This window comes from Corynebacterium singulare (genome assembly GCF_000833575.1).
GTDB lineage: Bacteria > Actinomycetota > Actinomycetes > Mycobacteriales > Mycobacteriaceae > Corynebacterium > Corynebacterium singulare.
On the sequence record NZ_CP010827.1, the window covers coordinates 1,928,026 to 1,950,396 of the forward strand.

The following is a 22,371-nucleotide window of genomic DNA, read 5'->3' on the forward strand; positions in this document are numbered from 1 at the left end:
GCTAGTACCGAACAGCGCCCTGCACTGGCATCGAATGCAGGGGAACCACGGCGACGGGAACACCATAGGTCGACGCATGGACTACTTGCCCCTCACCGATGTACATTCCGACATGGGTAATGCCTGCATAGTAACCAACGATGTCACCAGGTTGCAGCTGGTCGAGCGGGACTGGCGTACCACCGGCAATCTGTGCCTGCGAGGTACGCGGGATGCTCTTGCCCATCTGCTGGTAGCTCCACACCATCAGTCCAGAACAATCGAAGGTAGTAGGACCAGTCGAGCCCCATTCGTATGGTGCACCCAAACGGGTCATGGCAGCTTGAACCGCTGCCGAACCAGAGCCATCAGCAAGTGCTGCGACGTCAATGTCCGACGAACCGCCAAAGTGGTTAATCCACGCTTCGCGTTCCTCTGGACTCAGCGCATCAATCTTCTCCTCCAGCTCCTTCTGCTGCTCCTCGAGCTCAGCCTGTTCCTTCAACAGCGTTTCACGCTGAGTGTGCAGCTCATCGCGGTGCCGACGGGCATCATCAGCTGCGACGACAGCCTCGTTGTGTGCCTCGTCCGCTGCAGCCGCCGCAGCAAGCATCGCTTCCTCTTCACGCTTGGCTGCCTTTGACAGCGCCCCAAGATAGCCCATGCGTTCCACGGCACTGGCGACGTCCTCAGCGTCGAGCGCCGCCGCGATTGGCGACGCCGCGTCCCTTCTGTAGCGCGACTGCGCCAACGCGTCGATGCGCTTCTGCTGTGCGGCAACAGCAGCTGCTGCATCCGCAGCCTTACGCTGGGCATCGGCCGACGTTGCGTCAAGCTCGCCGATTCGTTTTTCCGATTCCGCAAGCTCATCCTCGAGGCCCTTAACCTCCTCGCCCTTGGCGGACACGCGTTGAGCGACATCTGCCATCCGATCGATAAGGCTTGCACGATCCTCTGGCGTCTCCTCCTGCTGAACCTCTTGAGCCACCACGGAAGGCGAAACAATGCTCAGCGGAACAGCCGCCACCGCACATGCGGTAACGACACAAGCAATACGGCGACGCAACATGGACACCCCAGGACACTAAGAGAATGCTGATATTTGACTGAAGTATAACCTCAGACACCGGAAAATAAAAGACTACCAGTCAACAATAGCCGAACCCCTTCCCCGCTCTCATCATTGACGTGACAAGAGTGGCGGAAGGGGTGAAATGATTCGCTGAGCTGCTTTTAGAAGCGGACTGCGGAGTGAATCGGCATGTAGTTCAGGGAACGCTCGCCCACCGGAGTGCCGGTATTCAAAGCGTCAATGATGGTCCCGTGGCCGGTGTAGATACCGACGTGGGAGGCGCCAGAGTAGTAGACGATGATGTCACCCGGCTGCAGGGCGTCCAGAGAAACCGGAGTGCCGGCAGAAGCCTGCGCCTGGGAGGTGCGCGGGATGTTCACGCCCGCCTGGCGGTACGCCCAAGAGGTGAGGCCAGAGCAATCAAAAGCGCTCGGACCATTAGCGCCGTAGACGTACGGGGAGCCAACGGCAGAACGAGCAGCCTCAAGCACCTTCTCACCTACAGATTGGACCGGTGCCGGGGCTGGGACCTCAGCTGCCGGAGCCTCAACGGAGGCAGCGTAGCCAGAACCCTGGTTGGACTTCAGGGACGGGACATACTTTTCAACGTTAGGGACCTGCTTAAGGTTCGGGACATTCTCCAAACCAGCGACATCAAAGCGGATGTCAGTGTTAGGAACGACGACCTCAGCGGCGTTGGCGGCAGCCGGTGCGGTGACGGCTGCAGCAGCTGCGACTGCAGCGGTGGTTGCAATGCGACGGGTGTTCAGGTTGCCCTGACGACGGTGCTTAGCCACGAATTTAAACTCCAAATCTTCCTGTGCGCCTACCCTCGCTACTTTTCGAAGGTTTGTCACCTTCCAAGGCATAGCGAAAGCTCTAACCCATGGGCGGGCCTAGCGTTCGACGATGACCCATTCCTGTAGAGCCATCTCCGCTCGGCCCCCGACGTTAGGAGGGGCCAGACGCGGCGCTTAATTCTTCAGTTCGTATTGAGCACCGGTGATTGATACACCGTGTCGGTTACTCAATGTCTCGAATAGGTTACGAAATCATCACAAGCGATGTCGAGTTAGAAACGCAATCCAGGCTTCGTTACCGTCCTGTTATCAAACGTCAACCCAAACGAGACCCCCACACAACATCGAACGCCATTCACGCCCACGAGATCACCCAAATCGCCCACGACCAGCTGAAACATCCAGCCCGCACAATCATCTACGACTGGACCAATTTCATTTTTCACAGGCCTTCCGGAAGCTAAAAAATCGTATTGTGACCTTCGTCACCCTTGTGTAATTCGGCGTAACTTTAACCCCAACCGACCCTACATACACACCTTCACCACAGCCATAAACCGCCGTTTTCCAGCAGTTTTCCTGTCGCCCACGTCACTCAGCTTCGAGATCTGAGACTCAAATACGGCCAACAAGAGCCAGTTCACCAACACAATCCGCAGGTGAACAAAAGGTTAACCGACACCTCATGCTCTTTCGCCATGGCTTCAACCCCCTCATGAACAATGTTTCCCGCCGTCGAATCCGCTGCCAACTCAAGGGAAGCACGCTGTCCCACGCCTAAGGGTCAACTACCGTTTCTTCTTTCGGGCATCTCGAAACGCTACCGATCATCCAGCACCGCACGCGCCACCTGCAATCGCTTAAACCAAGGCCACTCATGCAGGCGACTAACGTGGCCAGCCATATAGAACTGAACCCAGGTTGATGGAGGGGGCGTCGTAAAGCAGCCCCCGAGGACCCCCAAGCGAACGCAAAAGCCCGTCCCCCACCTCGTCATCGAAGGTGAGAAACGGGCTCGGTGAGCGTGTTTCAGAGAGTGGCGCTAGATGCGGCCGTTCTCTTCGTCGTCACGACGGTTAGCCTCGTTGAGCTGACGGAACATCTCCGCCTCCTCAGCGTGGTTCTCCTCGTGGATCTCGTGGACACGGGACATCAGGGCCGAGTCATCCGGGGAGAATACACCCTGGGTTTCGGAGTCAGCCAGACCAAGCTGGTTAAGCTGCTTCGGAACCTGGGCACCGGCGTACTCGAGCGGAATCGGGTGACCATGGTCATCGACCGGGCCGAGCGGCTGGTGAACCTCGATGAAGGCACCATTCGGAAGCTGCTTGATGACACCGGTCTCGATACCGTGCTCCAGAACCTCGCGGTCGGAGCGCTGCAGACCAACACAGATGCGGTAGGTCATGAAGTAGGCAATCGGCGGCAGGACGATAAGGCCGATACGGCCGACCCAGGTCATCGCGTTCAGCGAAATCTGGAAGAAGTTAGCCACGTGGTCATTACCACCGGACAGGGTCACCAACAGGAAGAAGGTGATGGCCATTGCACCGATAGCGGAGCGAACCGGTACGTCACGCGGGCGCTGGAGAAGGTTGTGGTGTGCGTCGTCGCCAGTCAGCTTCTTCTCAATGAAGGGGTAGGCGAAGAGCAGGATAACCATGACACCACAGAGCAGGGCGACCCAGAATGCGGACGGGATGGTGTAGTTGCCGATGTAGAGCTCCCATGCCGGCATGACACGAGCAACACCATCAGTCCACAGCATGTAGATATCCGGCTGGGAACCAGCGGAGACCTGGGACGGATTGTAGGGTCCAAGGCTCCAGATGGCGTTAATGGTCAGCAGACCAGAGATGAGTGCCAGCACGCCAGCAACCATCAAGCCCATACCAATCGCCTTGGTGGCGAAGACCGGCATAATGCGGACGCCGACAACGTTGTTCTCTGCGCGGCCGGGTCCAGGGAACTGGGTGTGCTTCTGGAACCACACCATGATGAGGTGGGCTGCGATGAGGCCCAGGATGATGCCCGGGATAACCAGCACGTGCAGGATGTAGAAGCGGTCCAGCATCAGGTCGGACGGGAAGTCGCCACCGAAAATAGCCCAGTGCAACCAGGTACCAATGATCGGCAGACCCAGGATGATGGCGGACATGATGCGCAGACCAACACCGGAGAGCAGGTCATCCGGGAGGGAGTAACCAAGGAAGCCCTCGATCATACCCAGGAGGATGAGTGCGCAACCGATGATCCAGTTAGCCTCACGCGGGCGGCGGAAGGCGCCGGTGAAGAAGATGCGGAGCATGTGGGCAATCATGGACATCATGAACATGAGTGCTGCCCAGTGGTGCATCTGGCGGACGAAGAGACCGCCGCGAACCTCGAAGGAGAGGTCCAGCGCCGTTGCGTAGGCGCGAGACATCTCGACGCCGTTGAGCGGGGTGTAGGCACCGTCGTAGATGACCTTCGTGATGGAAGGGTCAAAGAACAGTGCAAGGTAAATACCGGTCAGCAGCAGGATGATGAAGCTGTACAGCGCCATCTCACCAAGCATGAAGGACCAGTGAGTCGGAAAGACTTTGTTGAGCTGGGTACGCAGGACGCCGGCGGCAGAGTAGCGCTCGTCCATGTTGTTGCCCATCTTGGCAAGTTTGTTACTCATTATGACTTACGCTCCCAGAATGCAGGTCCGACGGGCTCGACGAAGTTGCCCTTGGCAACCATGTAGCCTTCGTCGTCCACCTCGATCGGCAGCTGCGGCAGTGCACGGGCAGCCGGGCCGAAGACCGGCTTGCCGTAGTGCAGAGCATCGAACTGCGACTGGTGGCACGGGCAAAGAATGCGGTTGGTCTGTGCCTCGTACAGAGAGGTCGGGCAACCGATGTGGGTACAGATCTTGGAGTAGGCGTAGTAGTCGCCGTAGTGGAAGTCCTCCTGACCCTTGCGCTCGATGGCCTTCTTAGCGTCATCGTTGCGTAGGCGGATGAGCATCACAGCATTGCGGTTTCCGTGAATGGAGTGCATGTGATTCTCGTAGACGTCCTTTTCCTCAGACCACTCAGCGCCGTCGTTGACGTCCTCGGCGGCGAGCGGGAAGACGGTCTCCATGCCGCCCGCTGCAAGATCCTCCGGACGGACACGAACCAGGCGGGCAAGGCCGCGGGTGGTGTAGTGCTCGCCGGATTCACCAGCGTGCTTCTCAGCAATGGTACCGGTATCACGAGCAAGATAGAGCTTCACGCCCTTCTCGTGCATGGTCCAGCCGGAGGTCCACAGGGTGCCGTCACCAGCGTAGTTCAGCTCGTGGCGCTTCTTCCACGGGTTGTTGATAGCGCCAGCGAGCGGGGCGATAACAGTCAGGCCGAAGAGAACGCCGGCGCCGCCCAGCAGACCCTTGATGGTGGTACGACGACCAAGGGTGGAGGTGTTCCACGAGTCATTGAGCAGTGCGGTCAGGGTGCGACGGTCAACCTCGTCGGAAGGACCGTCGTGGCGACGCTGCACGGAAATTTCTTCCGGCAGGATCTTCTTGACGTACTGGACGATGGCAAAGCCGAGACCGAGGATGCACAGGCCAGAGGTCAGACCGAGAAGCGGGGTGTAGAGAGTGTGCCACCACAGGCCATCCTCACCCAGCATCTTGTACTGCCACGGCCAGAACAGGTACACGCCGAGGAAGGCGATGCCCATCAATACGGAGATAAGCAGCCAGAACGTGATGTTGGCGGCGGCTCGCTTTTCAGCCGGGTCGCCGTCCACCGGGAAGCGTTCCTTGCGGAACGCAACGGTGACGTCATCAAGCTCGGTACCGAGCGCGGCGAGCTCGTCGTTGCTCATGGCATCGAGCTCTTTGCGAGAGTAATTCTTCTTTACGTTGCTCATGAGCGAGATCCAATCCACATAGCGGCAACGCACAGAAGGCTGATGCCGATGATCCACATTGCCAGGCCCTCAGCCACCGGGCCGAGACCGCCAAGGTCCCAACCGGCCGGGGACGGGGTTTCCTTCGCAGACTTGAGGTAGGCGATGATGTCCTTCTTCTCATCTGCGGTCAGCTGACGGTCGGAGAACTTCGGCATGTTCTGCGGACCGGTCAGCATTGCCTGGTAGATCTCCTGCTCGTTGGCAGGTGCCAGCGGCGGAGCAAACTTACCGGAGGACAGCGCGCCACCCTGGCCGGTGAAGTTGTGGCAGGAGGCACAGTTCATGCGGAAGAGCTCGGAGCCCTTGGCAACGTCCTCGGCCTGAATCTGGCCGTTGTAGTTCGCACCACGCAGGGACTCCTGCGCAACGGAACCGTCCTCGTTGTAGACGATGTCCGCGCCGCCGCCGTTGGCAGCAACGTAAGCGGCAAGAGCCATAGTCTGCTGCTCGGTGTAGCGTGGGGTCTTGCGCTCAGCCTGTGCGTCGTTGGACATCATCGGCATGCGGCCGGAGTGCACCTGGAAGTACACGGAACCGGCACCGATACCGACGAGGGAGGGACCGCGGTCCTTAATACCCTGGAGGTTCGCGCCGTGGCAGGTAATACAAGCAAGTTCGTAGATGTCCTTGCCCTCTTGAACGAGAGCTTGGTCATCCTTAGCAGCGGTAGCGACCTGAGCGTCCGGGGTCAGGGCGGAAGCCAAGACACCAGCGCCGGTGAGACCGATGCTCAGTGCGAAGACGCCTGCAAGGGTGCGCTTCGCCTTGCGGCGACGGCGGGTCTTCTTAGCCGCGACAGTGGTCTCCTCCACTGCGGCGGGTTGCTGGATGTTATCCATCATTTTCCTTTAGATAACTCGTACATGGAAATGGATGGCTGTAGGCCGGATGCTCCGGCACCTACGGCCTACTGAACTAGGTAGATGACTACGAACACGCCAATCCACACAACGTCAACGAAGTGCCAGTAGTAAGACACTGCCATCGCTGCGGTTGCCTGTGCCGGCGTGAACTTGGAGCGAGCAATACGCGCCAAGATAATTCCGAAGGAAATCAGACCTGCGGTCACGTGCGCCGCGTGGAAGCCGGTCAGAATGTAGAAGACCGAACCAAACACGGAGGACTGCACTGTCACACCTGCCATGATCAACTCTGTCCACTCGAATGCCATGATGCCCAAGAAGACAACACCCAACGCGAGGGTCACCGAGTACCAGAGTCGGAGCTTGTATACGTCACCCCTTTCTGCTGCAAACACGCCGAACTGGGAGGTCACGGAGGAGAGAACCAGAACAGTCGTGATGACAAAGCCCATCGGCACGTTGATGTGCGCGGTGTGCTCAGCCCAGTCACCCTCCTGGCCGTTCGCACGCGAGGTAAACCACATCGCGAACAGTCCAGCAAAGAACATCAATTCCTGAGACAGGAACACGATGGTGCCCACGCTGACCATGTTGGGTCGGTTCAGCGCGGCAACACGTGGTGCTGCCATACCTTGGTTAGAAACTACGCTCGTCACGCATAACAGTATGGCCGGTCGGGACTCATAAGTCATCTCAATTCCCCCCGATTTTTTGAGGCCGCGACATAGACCTTCACACGTCCGTCAGGTCCCAGCCACACAAAAGTCTTCTAAAAGTTCGTGGGAACTTTTTGCGGCGCTTTCCGACGCCCCATTAATGCAGGTAGCACGATTCCCACTCCCCCAAGGCCAAAATGCTGACGTAGCACCGCATGATCGCGACAGACATACGCAAGCTCTTCGCGCAGTTCTTTCAATGAGATAAATCACAAGTAGAATCGGGGACATTAGCGCAGGTTTGCAACTTTCGGATGACCCCCGAAAAAATAGCGTTTAACGTGCTGGAACTGGCAAAGGAAAGGCGTAGATAAGCGCCTGCCATGCTTCCCCGACTCCCCCGCCTTAAAAATTTTCCGACAACCCGGGAACTTTGCAGCACAGATTCCGACCCGCTGAGATCGACAAAGCCCCCGACCCAAAAAGAGGGTCGAGGGCTCGAGAAGTCGTGGCACTAGTACGCGCGGCAGATAAGGCGCTTTAGTGCTTTTCCTTCGGCAGACCGTACTGCAGGGACAGGCCGGTTACGGAGGTAACAAGGAGAACTGCACCCAAGGCAATCAGCCAGTAGTAAAGGAAGATGACGCCAAGGCCAAGAACGGCAATGGAACCGGTCATTGCCAGCGGCCAGATGGAGCTCGGAGAGAAGAAGCCGAGGATACCAGCCTTGTCTTCAGTCTCTGCCTCTTCCCAATCTTCCGGAGTCAGGTCGACGCGGTTATCAGTGAAGTGCAGGTAGCCACCCAGCATGATGCACAGGAGCACCGCAAGGAGCATGCCCACAATGCCGACCCACTCCGGGCCGTAGAGGTAGCCATCATCCTTGACGTAGTTAACGCCAACGATGTAGACGATGAGCGACACAAAGAGGTAGACCGCGATGGAGTAAAAGACCTTAGATGTTGCACGCATTGTGTATCAGTTCCTTTTCTTATGCTGCTTCGGCGGTGTCGACGAAGTTGTCGGCATCGCGGGTATCGCGCAGGGAGTTGAACGGAGACGTGGTCACAGCGTAAGGCTCCTCGCCGATGTGCTTGAGAGCCTCAGCGTTGGTAGCCTCCGGGTTCTGCTCGCGGAACTGGAGGTACTCGTTGAAGTCAGCGCGGTCAACGACGCGAATCTCGAAGTTCATCATGGCGTGGTAGGTACCGCACATCTCGGCACAGCGACCAACGAAGGCGCCCTTCTCTTCAATCTTCTCCACCTGGAAGCGACGCTCCTGGGCGTTCTTTTCCGGGTGAGCGTAGACGTCACGCTTGAACAGGAACTCCGGAACCCAGAAGCCGTGGGAAACGTCACCCGATGCGAGGCGGAACTCAATCGGGGTATCAACCGGGAGAACCAGAACCGGAATCTCCTCGGTGGAACCTACGGTCTCAATCTTGTTGAAGTTGAGGTAGGAGATGTCACCGGTGGACTTACCGTGAATCGGGTTCGGGTTCGGGGTGCCCTCCGGGTCGATCGCGGACTCTTCAGCAAGCTTCTGACGCTCAGTGTCGGCGCCGTCGTAGTTCTCGCCATCCACCTTGTTCTCGGCGTAACCGAACTTCCAGTTCCACTGGTACGCGGTGACGTCAACGGTGACCTCAGGGTTCTTATCCAGAGCGGTGACCTTCTGCTGCGCCTGCACAGTGAAGAAGAAGAGGGTCATGATGATAAGAATCGGCATAATCGTCAACGCCAGCTCGAGCGGCACGTTGTACTGCAGCTGCTTCGGGAACTCGCCTTTGCCAGCCTTCTCCGCCTTCTTCGCATTCCAGCGGAAGATAGCGGTGAGGAAGAGACCCCACATAATGAAACCGACGATCCATGCAGCAACCCAGACCCAGATCCAGAAGTTGTACATCGATTCAGCCTCAGGGGTAATGCCCTTTGGCCAGCCGAAACCAAGAAGGTTCTCCATGGCCGTCGGTGCCGCGACGTCACAACCCGCCAGAGCGAAGCCGCCGAGGGCGACAACGCCCGCTAGACCAGCCTTGCGGGCGAGATTGCGTTCTTTACGCTGTCCCACGTGTGTTCTGCCTTTCTGTGCACACAAACTTCTCGAATACTCATAGAGCATTCCTACCCAATCAGGATAGAGCATCACGCTCGACTTTCAGACCTTTTACGTGGCCCAATCAGGCATGAAAGAAGCTCCATAAATAATGAACGCAAGGGATGTTACCGGCCCACCTGCATAAGATCACTCCAGCGCCCCCACCCTCCCCCTGCCGCTTATGATCCAATTCACAACCCTGGTGGGCTCCCATCATCCGAAAGTTCGCACCCTAACGGGGAGCGCGGCGCGGGGTTCGCAGATCCCCTCACCGCAGCCGTAAAGTGTGTCGCAGATGAACCTTCATATATAAGGAGAAACACGTTTATGTGCGGACTCTGCACACTGCTCAGCGCCCACCGCAACGCAGCCGAGCACCTTGAGGCCCTTGAACAGTCCCTCCAATGCATGCGCCACCGCGGCCCTGACGCCGCCGGCACGTGGCACGATGAGGATGCCGCTTTCGGCTTCAACCGTCTGTCCATCATCGACTTGGAACATTCCGACCAGCCGCTGCGCTGGGGGCCGGAGGACAACCCGGAACGCTATGCTCTGACTTTTAACGGCGAAATCTACAACTACGTGGAGCTTCGTGAAGAGCTCAGTGCCGCCGGTTATTCCTTTAATACTGAAGGAGATGGCGAGCCCATCGTCGTGGGCTATCACCATTGGGGCAAGGACGTTGTGGAGCACCTGCGGGGCATGTTCGGCTTTGTCATTTGGGATACCGAAACCCGCACCATGTTCGCGGGCCGTGACCAGTTCGGCATCAAGCCGCTCTACTACGCCACGACCGATAAAGGCACCGTTTTCGCCTCTGAGATGAAGTGTATTCTCAGCATGGCCGATTCCATGGGTCTAGATCTCAGCCTTGATAAGCGCGCCATCGAGCACTACGTCGATCTCCAGTACGTGCCGGAGCCGGAGTCACTCCACGCTAATATCCGCCGCGTCGAGTCCGGCTGCACGGTCACCCTCCACCCCGGCGACGAGGTTGTGGCCGAGCGCTACTTCAAGCCCCGCTTCCCCATCCATCCCGTGAAGCAGGGCGAGGAGCAACAGCTCTTCGATAGGATTGCGCGGGCGCTGGAGGATAGCGTCGAAAAGCACATGCGTGCCGATGTGACCGTAGGTTCCTTCCTCTCCGGCGGTATTGACTCCACCGCCATCGCCGCCCTGGCCAAGCGCCACAACCCGGACCTGCTCACCTTCACCACCGGATTCGAGCGCGAAGGTTACTCCGAAGTGGACGTCGCCGCCGAGTCCGCAGCGGCGATTGGTGTGGAGCACATCGTCAAGATTGTCTCCCCCGAGGAGTACGCCGATGCCGTACCGAAGATCATGTGGTACCTGGACAATCCCGTGGCCGATCCTTCTCTGGTGCCGCTCTACTTTGTGGCACAGGAGGCTCGCAAGCACGTCAAGGTTGTCCTTTCTGGTGAGGGCGCCGACGAGCTCTTTGGTGGCTACACCATTTATAAGGAACCACTCTCCCTCGCCCCATTTGAGAAGATCCCCTCCCCTCTCCGTCAGGGTTTGGGCAAGCTCTCGCAGGTGCTTCCCGAGGGCATGAAGGGCAAGTCCCTTCTCAACCGCGGTTCCATGACCATGGAAGAGCGCTACTACGGAAACGCTCGTTCCTTTAACTTTGAGCAGCTCCAGCGCGTACTCCCCTGGGCCAAGCCGGAGTGGGACCACCGCGAGGTCACAGCACCCATTTACGCACAGTCCGTGGACTTTGACCCGGTTGCCCGCATGCAACACCTCGACCTGTTCACCTGGATGCGCGGCGACATCCTAGTCAAGGCCGACAAGATGAATATGGCCAACTCCCTTGAGCTGCGCGTGCCATTCCTGGACAAGGAGGTTTTCAAGGTGGCGGAAACCATTCCGCACGAGCTGAAGATTTCCCACGGCACCACCAAGTACGCGCTGCGTAAGGCCATGGAACAGATCGTCCCGCCGCATGTGCTGCACCGCAAGAAGCTCGGTTTCCCGGTGCCGATGCGCCACTGGCTGGCCGGCGACGAACTCTACGGTTGGGCACAGGACCAGATCACCGAGTCGCAGACCGAGGACATCTTCAATAAGAAGGAAGTCCTCGAGATGCTCAAGGAGCACCGCGACGGCATCTCCGATCACTCCCGCCGCCTGTGGACCGTACTCTCCTTCATGATCTGGCACGGCATCTTTGTGGAGAACCGCATCGATCCGCAGATCGAGCAGCGCGATTACCCCGTGAAACTCTAGCCCAGAACGCACTAAAGCCCTCGCCACCATGGCGAGGGCTTTATCTGTGCCTACACGGCTTTAGTTGAAGGAATCACCGCAGGCGCAGGAGCCACCGGCATTCGGGTTGTCAATGGTGAAGCCCTGTGCCTCAATGGTGTCGGCGAAGTCGATCTTGGCACCGGTGAGGTACGGGATGGACATCTTGTCAACGACGAGGTTCACGCCACCAATGGTGTCGACCTTGTCACCATCGAGGGTGCGGTCGTCAAAGTACAGCTGGTAACGCAGGCCAGCGCAACCGCCCGGCTGGACAGCGATGCGCAGGGACAGGTCGTCGCGGCCTTCCTGCTCGAGCAGGGACTTTGCCTTGGCGGCAGCGGCGTCGGTCAGGATAACTCCGGTTGCAGACGCGGGAGCGGTCATGGTTTCTCCTCTTAATATGTACGGAATTTTCTGGAGCCCACCCTACCCTCTCTGCAGAGAGGAATAAAGGATGTCCTCCAGTGCACTGGTGTCGTGTCATTTATGGCTAACGCCGCCGAGAGCGGGCCTATTCCCAGTACGCCCTCACAACCTTGTACGCTAAACAGCGTGAAACTTCCGTGGCAACAAGACGATAAGACCCCTTCCCCCGCCGAGCAGTCCCCGGCGCCGGAAGAGAAGACCGCCGCCGAGAAAACGCACCGCAAGGGCTACACGCCGCCAAAGGGCCGCCCCACGCCTAAGCGCGATGCGCAGGAAATCGCCCGCGGCGTTAAGCGCGATCCCCAGGGCATGTCGGATGCCCAGCGCCACCAGCACCGCAAGGAGCTTAAGGCGTCCATGTCCAAGGAGGAATGGAAGGACTACAAGCGCAAGGAGCGCCAAGAGTCCCGCGCCCGCCGAAACGAGGCCCAAGAGCGCATGGCCGCTGGTGATGAGCGCTACCTGCTCGCCCGCGACAAAGGTGAAGTCCGCCGTTATGTGCGCGATTGGATTGATTCGCGCCGCTTCCTCAACGAATGGGTGCTGCCTTTTGCCCTCGTACTGTTCGTGCTCATGTTCGTCATCGGCAGCAACCCCAATCTGGCCAACATCACCTCCATTGCCGCGATGGTTGTCATCGCAGTCTTCGCCATTGAGGGATTCTGGCTGGCTCGCAAGTGCAACAACGCGGTGCGCCTGAAATTCCCGGGCACCACCGAGGCGGGATTTGGTTTGGGATTTTATGCTTATTCCCGCGCCACCCAGCCACGCAAGTGGCGTACCCCGCGCCCGCAGGTGGAGCGCGGCGCCGCCGTGTAAACCGGAGGACACATGCCTGATTTCACCGCCGTTCCGCAGCTGCGCAACCACTCCGCGGAGGAGCCGGGGCGCCTCGCTGACATTGCCGCGTGGCTTGCAGCCGCGCAGGATTCGGAGAGGGCCCAGCCGCTTAGCCGGCCACGCGCCATCATCTTTGCTGGCGCGCACGGCATTGCAGAGCGCACCATTGACGGCGTAGGAATTGGCCCCCACACTGGCGCCGACGAGGAACGCTGGCGAGAGAACATCGCCACCGCAGCCCAGCGCGCGGGGGCGGGTGTGGATTTCCTTGAATGCGCCGAAGCAGCGCCTATCGACGTCTCCCCTGCCATGTCCGCCGAGCAGCTTGAGCACCACGTGGAGCTAGGTAAAGAGGCAGCCGACCGCGAGGTGGACTCCGGTGCAGATCTGCTGATTGCTTCTGATTTCGGTATCGGTGGCGAGACGGTCGCCGCCGCCGTCATGGGCCGCATTACCTATACGGAGCCGGTGGCCATCCTTGGAACCCGCACAGCCGGAGGCATGGCGGATGGCATGTGGAAGACCCGCGTGACCATCGTCCGCGATGCCATGTTCCGTGCCCGCAACCTAGAGGGCTGGGAGGTCGTGCAGACCATCGGCTCCCCAAGCCTCGCCGGGTTGGTGGGCTTCATCGCGCAGGCAGCGGTGCGGCGTACGCCTATGCTCATCGCCGGCCCCCTAGCCGCCACCGCCGCGGTTCTCGCTGAACGCAGCGCTCCCGGCGTTAAGTGCTGGCTCCGCGCAGGAAGCAGCTCCCCCGAACCGGCAGAAGCCCTTGCTTACAAGGAGCTGGGCCTCAGCCCACTCCTTGACCTGGATCTAGGCGCCGGCTATCCCCTCGGCGCGCTCGCAGCCCTGCCGCTCGTGCAGCTGGCCGCCGAGCTCGCCTAGATAGCGCGCTTAGACAGCGCGCTTACTTCGGGTCAACCAGCGTGTGTAGCCAGCCGTGGGAATCCTCCACGGCACCGCGCTGAATGCCGGTAAGGCGCTCACGCAGGGCCATGGTCGTCGCACCTGCCTCATCATTGTTGATGTGGAAGTCCACACCATCACCCAGAACATGGCCCACCGGGGTGATGACCGCGGCAGTACCGCAGGCAAAGGTTTCCGTCATCGCGCCAGAGGCAACATCCTCTTCCCACTCCTTGTAGGTAATACGGCGCTCTTCGACCTTGAGCCCCATGTCCTCAGCCACCTGCAGCAGGGACTTACGGGTAATGCCTGGCAGCAAAGAGCCTGACAGCTCCGGAGTCACCAGTGTTTGGTTGCCCTCCTCGCCGTAGATGAAGGCCAGGTTCATGCCGCCCATCTCCTCGATGTAGGTGCGCTCGATGGCATCCAGCCACACGACCTGGTCGCAGCCCTTCTCGGCAGCCTGCGCCTGCGCTAGCAGAGAACCCGCGTAGTTGCCGGCGAACTTTGCGGCACCGGTACCGCCTGGTGCGGCGCGGACATAGTCGGTAGACAGCCAGACGGACACCGGCTTGATGCCACCAGAGAAGTACGCACCGGCCGGGGATGCAATGACCACGTAGCGGTAGGAGTGCGCTGGGTGCACGCCCAGGGACGCGTCCATAGCGATCATGAAGGGGCGGAAATACAGGGCTTCCTCGCCGCCGGCCTCGGGTACCCAGTCTTGGTCAACCTCAGCAAGCTGGCGCAGGGACTCCACAAACTCCTCGTCTGGCAGCTGCGGCATGGCCATACGCTCCGCAGAATCCTGCAGGCGTTGCGCATTCTGGTCTGGGCGGAAGGTAGCGATGCTGCCGTCGGGCTGACGGTAGGCCTTAATGCCCTCGAAGATGGCCTGGCCGTAGTGGAACACGGTGGACGCCGGATCCATGCTAAACGGCGCGTACGGTCGCACCTGAGCATCGTGCCAGCCCTTGTCCTCGGTCCAATCGATGGTCACCATGTGGTCGGTGAAGTACGTGCCAAAGCCCGGGTTCGCCAGAATCTCCTGCAGGCGCTCCGGGGAGGTGGGGGTTTCGGTTCGCGTCACGGTGTAATTCAACATGATTCACAGCGTACTCTCCGCCCGCCTATAGAGGTGCAGAAATGCGGGAGTTTGAACCCGTGGCGGTGCCGACCACTGTCACGGGTAGGGTGTGAGAAGTATCCCATTGTCATTTTCACAAGGAGGACATCGTGGCTTCTTCCACGTTCGAACTGCCCGCACGCGGCTCTTTCCCCACCGTTGAGCTGGCCAAGAAGGCCCCCAAGCAGGCAGATGCCTTGCTGATCGCCACCTTTGCTGGCGAAGAGGGACTTGAGGTTCCGGGCACCTCCCTGCTCGGTTCCTCCGCGCTACGCTCCACCTATGAGTCCCTAGCCGCCGTGGGCGCGACGGGCAAGGCCGGGGAAATCATCAAGGTTCCCGCCCCACAAAAGGCGGGCGCTGCACAGATCATCGCGCTGGGCTTGGGCGATGTTGAAGCCCTCGACGATGAAGCCCTTCGACGCGCCGCCGGCACCGCTGCCCGCGCCACCGCAGGCGTGGGGACCATCGCCACCACCTTGACAGACTTCGGCGTTGCCGCTGCTGTTGAGGGTCTCATCCTCGGTGGCTACACCTACCGCGGCATCCGTTCCACCAACCTCAAGGATGAACAGCAGCCCGCCACCTTTATTGTCGTGGCAGACAAGTCCGCTTCCGAAGAGTTTGAGGCTGCCCGCATCGTGGCGGAATCTGTTCTCATCTCCCGTGATCTGGTGAATACCCCGGCTAACGAGCTCTACCCGGAATCCTACGCCGCGTTCCTGACCGGCCAGGCCAAGGAGGCCGGTCTCGAGGTTGAGGTTCTCGATGAGAAGCAGTTGGAGAAGCAGGGCTTCGGAGGAATCCTCGCCGTGGGCAAGGGCTCTGCCCGCCCGCCTCGCTTGGTGCGCCTGAGCTGGAATCCCAAGAAGGCTAAGAAGCACGTGGCTCTCGTGGGCAAAGGCATTACCTTCGATACCGGCGGTATTTCCCTCAAGCCAGGCAATGGCATGTGGGACATGATTTCGGATATGGGTGGCTCTGCCTCCATGGCAGCCACCATTATCGCCGCGGCCAAGCTCAAGCTACCGGTCCAGATCACCGCTACCCTGCCGCTGGCGGAAAATATGCCGGGCGCGGGCGCTACCCGCCCGGGTGACGTCATCACGCACTACGGCGGGTTGACCTCCGAGGTCCTCAACACCGACGCCGAGGGCCGCCTCGTGCTGTCGGACGCCATCGCGCGCGCCAGCGAGGACAAGCCGGACTACCTCATCGAGACTGCTACCCTCACCGGCGCACAGATCGTCGCGCTCGGCGCACGCACAGCAGGCGTTATGGGCTCCGAAGTCTTCCGCGATCGCATCGCCGAGATTGGCCGCGAGGTGGGCGAAAATGCTTGGGCCATGCCCTTGCTCGAGGAACACGACGAGGAGATCACCTCCCAGGCCGCAGACATCCGCAACATCAATGCCAAGCGCGAAGGCGGCATGGAGTTCGCAGGTACCTACCTTAAGCAGTTCGTCGGCGAAGGTATCGAATGGGCCCACATCGACATTGCTGGCCCGTCCTGGAATGGTGGCGCACCGCGCGGTTACACCCCGAAGCGCGCCACCGGCGTTCCGGTGCGCACCGTGGTGGCAGCGCTGCGCGAGATCTCGGAGCAGTAACCACGTCTGAGCAGGTTGACTGCCCAAAGACTGCTCAGACCTCCTCCCCCGCGATGACGTAGTCCTCCTTGTCGGCGAGCGGGAGGACCGTGCCGTCGGACATGGCGCGGTCGGTGACTACCCCGTTGTCGTCGACAAGCGCCACGTCGTTGCCGCCTTCCCGCAGGCGACGCAGCCCCTCCTTGAGCATGCGCCGGCCCACCTTGTGCAGGCCAGAGACCTGCGAAAAATCGAGCGCCAAACGCTTGCCGGAGAATTGACGCTCCTCCAACTCGTGCAGGATGGCCTCCGTGGCGGTGAAATTGATGTGGCCCTGCAGACGGATGATGGCAGTATCCTCGTCTTCATCAACACTGCGCACCGGGTACACACCGAAGCGGTTGTCCGTGGACATGAGGTGCAGCCCCATATCCGAAGAAAGCTTCTGAAAAATGGACGTTCCGCGCACGCTATTTCCCTGCTCATCCAAGCGCGGGGAGAGCGTGGCCACGCCGAGCTGACCGGGCAGCGTACCGATGAGACCGCCGGCCACACCGGACTTTGCGGGGATGCCTACCTCCGCCATCCAGCGCCCAGCGCCGTCGTACATACCGCAGGAGCTCATCACCGCAAGGGTGAGGCGGCACACATCGGCGTCCAAAATCTTCTCCCCCGTTACCGGCTGGCGCCCGCCATTGGCCAGCGTGGCGGACATAACGGCTAGGTCGCGGACGTCGACAGACAGCGCGCACTGCGAGGTATAGGACAGTACTGCATCGTGCGCATCATCCTGGATGATGCCATAAGAGCGCAGCATGTGGGCGATGGAGAGGTTGCGCTCGGCATGCTCGAGTTCGGAGTCACACAGGCGCTTGTCGACGTCCACCTCGCGCCCCGCCAGCTTCGACATGTAGCTGCGGATGCGCTCCACGCGGTCTTCCACCGTGGAGTCCACGCCGTTGATGAGCTGGTTGACCACGATGGCGCCGGCATTAATCATCGGATTGACGGGGCGGTGGTCCTTTGCCAGGGACAGCTCATTAAAAGCCTGGCCGGAGGGCTCAAGCCCGACAACCTCCCGTACTTCGTTCAGGCCCAGCTCCTGCAAGGCAAGTGCATACACAAAGGGCTTGGAGATGGACTGGATGGTGAAGCGATTCTCTGCGTCACCGGCACTGTATAAGTGCCCCGTGACCGAGCAGAGGGCTACGCCGAGTTGGTCTGGGTTGGCCTCGGCAAGCTCGGGAATGTAATCCGCAACCTCACCGCCATCCTCATCGCGCACTGAGTTCAGAATCTTCTCTAAATAAAAAGGAATCGGTGTTTTCATCCCGCCCCAGCGTATAGAATTATGCGGTATGAAGCCCGCACTTATCATCGTTGACGTCCAACACGATTTCTGTCCCGGCGGTGCCCTTGCTACTGACAAGGGCAACGAGGTAGCAGATCGCATCGGTACTCTCCAGCCGAGTTACGATACCGTCGTTGCCACCCAAGATTGGCACATTGACCCTGGCACGCACTTCTCTGAGAACCCGGACTTTGTCGATTCGTGGCCTGTGCACTGCGTGGCCGAGTCCTTCGGTGCCGCCATGCATGAGTCGATCGGCCCGGCGGAGGCCTACTTCCGCAAGGGCGAGTACACCGCGGCCTACTCGGGATTCGAGGGCACGGCTGACGGCGCAACGCTCGCGGACTGGCTGCGGGCACGGGAGATTACGGACGTCGACATCGTCGGTATCGCCACAGATCACTGCGTGCGCGCCACGGCTGCCGACGCCCTCACAGAGGGATTCACCGTCAGAGTACTGGCTGACTATTGCGCGCCTGTCGACGTCTCCCGGGGCGAAGCCGCGCTTCTGGAACTCGCCGACGCGGGGGCCACCATCGTGCGAGATTAACCCCCCATTAGTGCTCGTTAGCCCTCGTTGCGTTGTTGACGCTGCTCGAAGCGTTCGCGGCGTTCGCGCTGTTCTTCCCGCTTGCGGAGGATGCGCTCACGCTCAATGCGCTCGCGCATACGTTGTGGATAACCGGTTTCCTCGACGTCGTAGACATCGCACCGTAGCAGCTTGGCCACAGCGTCAATGCCTTTCGGACCGCCGATGCGACGCCGGATGAAGGCGCCATTTTCGTCGACGACCACCACAGACATCTCGTTGACCACGGTCTCTGGCTCGATAAAGGCCTCAATATAGGCCCGGCCCTGTGCCCAGCGCTGCAGCTCCTGGGCGTCCTCCGCACGGATCGTCTCGCCTGGGGCGCGTGGCGGGCGCAATTGGGAGCGGGAACTGTTGCGTCGGAAGGGGTTGAACATGACTCCCAAGCCTACCCCGTGAGGAGGGTGCCCCAATTCACCCCACCTGTGCGCATGGTGTGCGGGCACGCTGTAGAATCGGGCACTAGCGTTTCACTACTTCCAACTTTCGAGGAGTCTTATAACTTATGGCACACTCTGTTGTGATGCCCGAACTGGGCGAATCCGTAACCGAAGGCACGATTACCCAGTGGCTTAAGTCCGTCGGTGACACCGTTGAGGCTGACGAGCCGTTGCTCGAGGTTTCCACCGATAAGGTCGACACCGAAGTTCCGTCCCCGGTATCCGGCACCATCCTCGAAATCAAGGCTGAAGAGGATGACACCATTGATGTCGGAGAGGTCATCGCCATCATCGGTGATGAGGGCGAGTCCGCCCCGGCCGCTGACGATGCTGCGGAGGAGTCTTCTGAGAAGGCTGCTGAGACCCCGGACAAGCCAGCTGAGGATGCAGAGTCTGAGGCTCAGGCCCCTGCTTCCGGTGAGGCCACCGATGTGGAGATGCCGGAGCTCGGCGAGTCCGTCACCGAGGGCACCATCACCCAGTGGCTGAAGTCTGTTGGTGACACCGTCGAGGTTGACGAGCCACTGCTCGAGGTCTCCACCGACAAGGTTGACACCGAAATCCCGTCCCCAGTCGCCGGCACCCTCGTTGAAATCCTCGCTGACGAAGACGACACCGTCGACGTCGGCGCAGTCATCGCCCGCGTTGGCGACGGCTCCGCCGCCCCTGCCCCCAAGGAAGACAAGGCAGACAAGGCAGAGCCGAAGGCTGAGGAAAAGAAGGAAGAGCCGAAGGCAGAAGCCAAGGAAGACAAGGCCGAGGACAAGCCTGCTGCTTCCGGTGAGGCCACCGATGTGGAGATGCCGGAGCTCGGCGAGTCCGTCACCGAGGGCACCATCACCCAGTGGCTGAAGTCTGTTGGTGACACCGTCGAGGTTGACGAGCCACTGCTCGAGGTCTCCACCGACAAGGTTGACACCGAAATCCCGTCCCCAGTCGCCGGCACCCTCGTTGAAATCCTCGCTGACGAAGACGACACCGTCGACGTCGGCGCAGTCATCGCCCGCGTTGGCGACGGCTCCGCCGCCCCAGCCGCCAAGGACGACAAGGCCGAAGAAAAGGCAGAGCCGAAGGCTGAGGACAAGGCAGAAGAAAAGAAGGAAGAGCCAAAGGCAGACGACAAGGCTGACAAGTCCGAGGAGAAGAAGCCGGCTGCTGCTGCTTCTGCGTCCTCCGAGCCGAAGGCTTCGGAGACCTCCACCAAGGTCAACAACGGCGACAACATTCCGTACGTCACCCCGCTCGTGCGCAAGCTCGCTGAGAAGCACGGCGTGGATCTGTCCACTGTCTCCGGCACCGGTGTTGGTGGCCGCATCCGCAAGCAGGATGTTCTGGCTGCTGCAGGCGAGGGCGAGGCTCCGGCAACCTCTGCTGGCTCTGACTCTTCCAACCCGCGTGCTCGCTGGTCCACCAAGTCCGTGGATCCGGAGAAGCAGGAGCTCATCGGCACCACCCAGAAGGTCAACCGCATTCGCGAGATCACGGCCTCCAAGATGGTTGAGGCTCTCCAGATCTCCGCTCAGCTGACCCACGTCCAGGAAGTCGACATGACCGCTATTTGGGACCTGCGCAAGCAGTCCAAGCAGGCGTTCATTGACAAGTACGAGGCCAACCTCTCCTTCCTGCCGTTCATTGTGAAGGCCACCGTTGAGGCACTGGTGTCCCACCCGAACGTGAACGCCTCCTACAACCCGGAGACCAAGGAGATGACGTACCACGCTGACGTGAACGTGGCCATCGCCGTGGACACCCCGAAGGGCCTGCTGACTCCGGTCATCCACAAGGCTCAGGAGCTCTCCCTCCCGGAGATTGCGCAGAAGATTGCTGAGCTGGCTGACAAGGCCCGCAACAACAAGCTCAAGCCGAACGACCTCACTGGTGCCACCTTCACCGTGACCAACATCGGTTCTGAGGGCGCCCTGCTGGATACCCCGATTCTGGTTCCGCCGCAGGCCGGCATCCTGGGCACCGCAGCCATCACCAAGCGTGCTGTTGTGGTGACCGAGGACGGCCAGGATGCTATCGCTATCCGCCAGATGTGCTACCTGCCGTTCACCTACGACCACCAGGTGGTCGACGGTGCCGACGCTGGTCGCTTCATCACGACCATCAAGGACCGCCTTGAGACTGCGGACTTCTCCGCAGATCTCAACCTCTAGTTCTTAGAGTGTCCTAGCTCCCCGTGCTTCGGCGCGGGGAGCTTCGTCGTTTTCCGTGGACATAAACAACCACCGGATGTGATTCAGCACACTAGACTGGGCCGCATGGTTTCTCAGAAGTGGTTCCGCATTGCTCTCGGCATGTTTCTCGTAGCGTGCGGCGCCAACCTCTTCGCCCCCATGGTGGTGGTCTATCAACTCACCACGCCCTTGGGAATTCTGCACACAACGTTCCTCTTCGGCATCTACGCCTTCGGGATCATGCTGGCTCTTTTCATAGCCGGGCCCCTGTCCGATTCGTTCGGGCGCCGTGCGGTTATGCGCCCAGCAGTTCTGACCACCACCGCAGGCTCGCTCATCTTGCTTCTCGGCTTCCACGGTGCGTTCCTGCCGCTGTTCATCGGCAGACTGTGCATTGGCGCAGCCGTGGGCATGGCCATGTCCTCGGGAGCGGCGTGGATTAAGGAGCTCAGCACGCACGTGCATATCGGCGCCAAGCGTTCCTCCGTTGCTTTATCCTCCGGCTTTGCGCTGGCGCCCGGCATCGCAGGGCTTGCTGCGCAGTACCTACCGTGGCCCACGGTGCTTCCCTACCTTTTCCACATCGCACTCGCGCTGGTTGTGGTTCCCCTGGTGTGGATGGTCCCAGAGCTCCCCACCACTTCGGGGCGGACCACCCGCCAGCCTTTCTTCCCCACTAGTCTGCTAACCCCGCGTTATCTACACGTCATCGCGTATGCGCCATGGGTCTTTGGCACGGTCACCACAACCTTCGTCTTCCTGCCTTCGCAGCTCAGTGAGCACCTGGACCGTCCCATCCTGGTAGCGGGGCTCATGGCCATGGTGACTATGGGAAGTGGTGTCATCATCCAGCAGCTTGCCGGCCGCATTCGAATGACGCCTTTCCACGGCATGGTGCTCGCCGCCCTCGGCATGGGGTTGTGTCTGGTCATCCTTGCCGCCGCGCACCACGGCTGGGTTGTAGCGTTGTTGCCGATTGCGGCGATTGTCATGGGCAGTTCCTACGGCATCGGTATGCTCACGGGCTTGGCGGAAACGCAGGCGATTGCGCACCCGGATCAGCTCGGCGCGGCGACGGGGGTGTTTTATTCGCTCACCTATCTCGGCTTCTTCGCGCCCTTCATCCTGTCGCTTCTGGGGCCTGCGGTGGGTTATTCCTCCGCGTTTATTCTCGGCTTGGTAGTCGCCGCAGTAACCGCTGGATGGTTGGGCATTAAAGCCAGGGGTAGCCGGGGTTAATGTCATACGCCAC

19 protein-coding genes are annotated in these 22,371 nt (G+C 60.2%); 7 read left to right on the forward strand and 12 right to left on the reverse strand.

What is annotated here, in order from left to right; genetic code table 11:
• Position 1 precedes the first annotated feature (1 nt).
• The 8 genes from CSING_RS08985 to ctaC all read right to left on the reverse strand — a co-directional run bounded on the left by CSING_RS08985 (position 2) and on the right by ctaC (position 9,368).
• Positions 2–1,048: a C40 family peptidase gene (locus CSING_RS08985; RefSeq protein ID WP_042531594.1), complete on the reverse strand. Its 1,047-nt coding sequence runs from the start codon at positions 1,046–1,048 to the stop codon at positions 2–4.
• A gap of 164 nt (positions 1,049–1,212) precedes the next feature.
• The gene (locus CSING_RS08990; protein ID WP_042533343.1) at positions 1,213–1,848 is read right to left on the reverse strand and encodes a C40 family peptidase; all 636 of its coding nucleotides are present in this window, start codon (positions 1,846–1,848) and stop codon (positions 1,213–1,215) included.
• 1,045 nt (positions 1,849–2,893) lie between these two features.
• Positions 2,894–4,516 carry a cytochrome bc1 complex cytochrome b subunit gene (qcrB, locus tag CSING_RS08995; RefSeq protein WP_042531595.1) on the reverse strand — a complete coding sequence of 541 codons (1,623 nt, stop codon included), beginning with the start codon at positions 4,514–4,516 and terminating at the stop codon, positions 2,894–2,896.
• Positions 4,516–5,736 (reverse strand): cytochrome bc1 complex Rieske iron-sulfur subunit, encoded by a 1,221-nt coding sequence (qcrA, locus tag CSING_RS09000; protein ID WP_042531598.1) that lies wholly within the window; start codon positions 5,734–5,736, stop codon positions 4,516–4,518. The genes qcrB and qcrA overlap by 1 nt, the downstream gene beginning before the upstream one ends.
• The gene (gene qcrC / locus CSING_RS09005) at positions 5,733–6,620 is read right to left on the reverse strand and encodes a cytochrome bc1 complex diheme cytochrome c subunit (protein ID WP_042531599.1); all 888 of its coding nucleotides are present in this window, start codon (positions 6,618–6,620) and stop codon (positions 5,733–5,735) included. Before qcrC ends, qcrA begins: the two co-directional genes overlap by 4 nt.
• Before the next feature lie 65 nt (positions 6,621–6,685).
• The gene (gene ctaE, locus CSING_RS09010; RefSeq protein ID WP_428829328.1) at positions 6,686–7,297 is read right to left on the reverse strand and encodes an aa3-type cytochrome oxidase subunit III; all 612 of its coding nucleotides are present in this window, start codon (positions 7,295–7,297) and stop codon (positions 6,686–6,688) included.
• Positions 7,298–7,837: 540 nt separating this feature from the next.
• Positions 7,838–8,269, reverse strand: a complete 432-nt coding sequence (gene ctaF / locus CSING_RS09015) for an aa3-type cytochrome oxidase subunit IV (protein ID WP_042531601.1) — start codon at positions 8,267–8,269, stop codon at positions 7,838–7,840.
• A gap of 19 nt (positions 8,270–8,288) precedes the next feature.
• A complete protein-coding gene (gene ctaC / locus CSING_RS09020) occupies positions 8,289–9,368 on the reverse strand; it encodes an aa3-type cytochrome oxidase subunit II (RefSeq protein WP_042531603.1) in 1,080 nt (359 codons plus the stop codon).
• Positions 9,369–9,722: 354 nt separating this feature from the next.
• On the opposite strand from ctaC, the gene asnB reads away from it, so the two are divergent.
• A complete protein-coding gene (gene asnB / locus CSING_RS09025) occupies positions 9,723–11,645 on the forward strand; it encodes an asparagine synthase (glutamine-hydrolyzing) (RefSeq protein WP_042531605.1) in 1,923 nt (640 codons plus the stop codon).
• Positions 11,646–11,705: 60 nt separating this feature from the next.
• On the opposite strand, the gene CSING_RS09030 is transcribed toward asnB, so the two are convergent.
• Positions 11,706–12,050 carry a HesB/IscA family protein gene (locus CSING_RS09030; RefSeq protein ID WP_042531607.1) on the reverse strand — a complete coding sequence of 115 codons (345 nt, stop codon included), beginning with the start codon at positions 12,048–12,050 and terminating at the stop codon, positions 11,706–11,708.
• Between the two features lie 168 nt (positions 12,051–12,218).
• Between CSING_RS09030 and CSING_RS09035 the strand changes: the two genes are divergently transcribed.
• Positions 12,219–12,911: a DUF3043 domain-containing protein gene (locus CSING_RS09035; RefSeq protein WP_042531608.1), complete on the forward strand. Its 693-nt coding sequence runs from the start codon at positions 12,219–12,221 to the stop codon at positions 12,909–12,911.
• A 12-nt stretch (positions 12,912–12,923) separates the two neighbouring features.
• Positions 12,924–13,823 carry a nicotinate-nucleotide--dimethylbenzimidazole phosphoribosyltransferase gene (locus CSING_RS09040; RefSeq protein WP_042531609.1) on the forward strand — a complete coding sequence of 300 codons (900 nt, stop codon included), beginning with the start codon at positions 12,924–12,926 and terminating at the stop codon, positions 13,821–13,823.
• 22 nt (positions 13,824–13,845) lie between these two features.
• Here the strand turns inward: CSING_RS09040 and CSING_RS09045 are convergent, their stop codons facing one another.
• Positions 13,846–14,949 (reverse strand): branched-chain amino acid aminotransferase, encoded by a 1,104-nt coding sequence (locus CSING_RS09045; protein ID WP_042531611.1) that lies wholly within the window; start codon positions 14,947–14,949, stop codon positions 13,846–13,848.
• 131 nt (positions 14,950–15,080) lie between these two features.
• Here CSING_RS09045 and CSING_RS09050 point away from each other — a divergent pair, with 131 nt between their 5' ends.
• The gene (locus CSING_RS09050) at positions 15,081–16,580 is read left to right on the forward strand and encodes a leucyl aminopeptidase (protein WP_042531614.1); all 1,500 of its coding nucleotides are present in this window, start codon (positions 15,081–15,083) and stop codon (positions 16,578–16,580) included.
• Positions 16,581–16,614: 34 nt separating this feature from the next.
• Here the strand turns inward: CSING_RS09050 and CSING_RS09055 are convergent, their stop codons facing one another.
• On the reverse strand, positions 16,615–17,889 hold the full coding sequence (locus tag CSING_RS09055; protein WP_042531616.1) for a glutaminase: 1,275 nt from the start codon (positions 17,887–17,889) through the stop codon (positions 16,615–16,617).
• Between the two features lie 28 nt (positions 17,890–17,917).
• Here CSING_RS09055 and CSING_RS09060 point away from each other — a divergent pair, with 28 nt between their 5' ends.
• Positions 17,918–18,460, forward strand: a complete 543-nt coding sequence (locus CSING_RS09060; RefSeq protein ID WP_042531618.1) for an isochorismatase family protein — start codon at positions 17,918–17,920, stop codon at positions 18,458–18,460.
• A gap of 17 nt (positions 18,461–18,477) precedes the next feature.
• Here CSING_RS09060 and CSING_RS09065 read toward each other — a convergent pair whose 3' ends face one another.
• On the reverse strand, positions 18,478–18,876 hold the full coding sequence (locus CSING_RS09065; RefSeq protein WP_042531620.1) for a hypothetical protein: 399 nt from the start codon (positions 18,874–18,876) through the stop codon (positions 18,478–18,480).
• A 128-nt stretch (positions 18,877–19,004) separates the two neighbouring features.
• Between CSING_RS09065 and sucB the strand changes: the two genes are divergently transcribed.
• Both sucB and CSING_RS09075 read left to right on the forward strand, forming a co-directional pair.
• Positions 19,005–21,098 carry a 2-oxoglutarate dehydrogenase, E2 component, dihydrolipoamide succinyltransferase gene (sucB, locus tag CSING_RS09070; protein WP_084226193.1) on the forward strand — a complete coding sequence of 698 codons (2,094 nt, stop codon included), beginning with the start codon at positions 19,005–19,007 and terminating at the stop codon, positions 21,096–21,098.
• A gap of 105 nt (positions 21,099–21,203) precedes the next feature.
• Positions 21,204–22,358, forward strand: coding sequence for an MFS transporter (locus CSING_RS09075; RefSeq protein ID WP_042531622.1), 1,155 nt, complete (start codon positions 21,204–21,206; stop codon positions 22,356–22,358).
• The last annotated feature ends 13 nt before the right edge of the window (positions 22,359–22,371 follow it).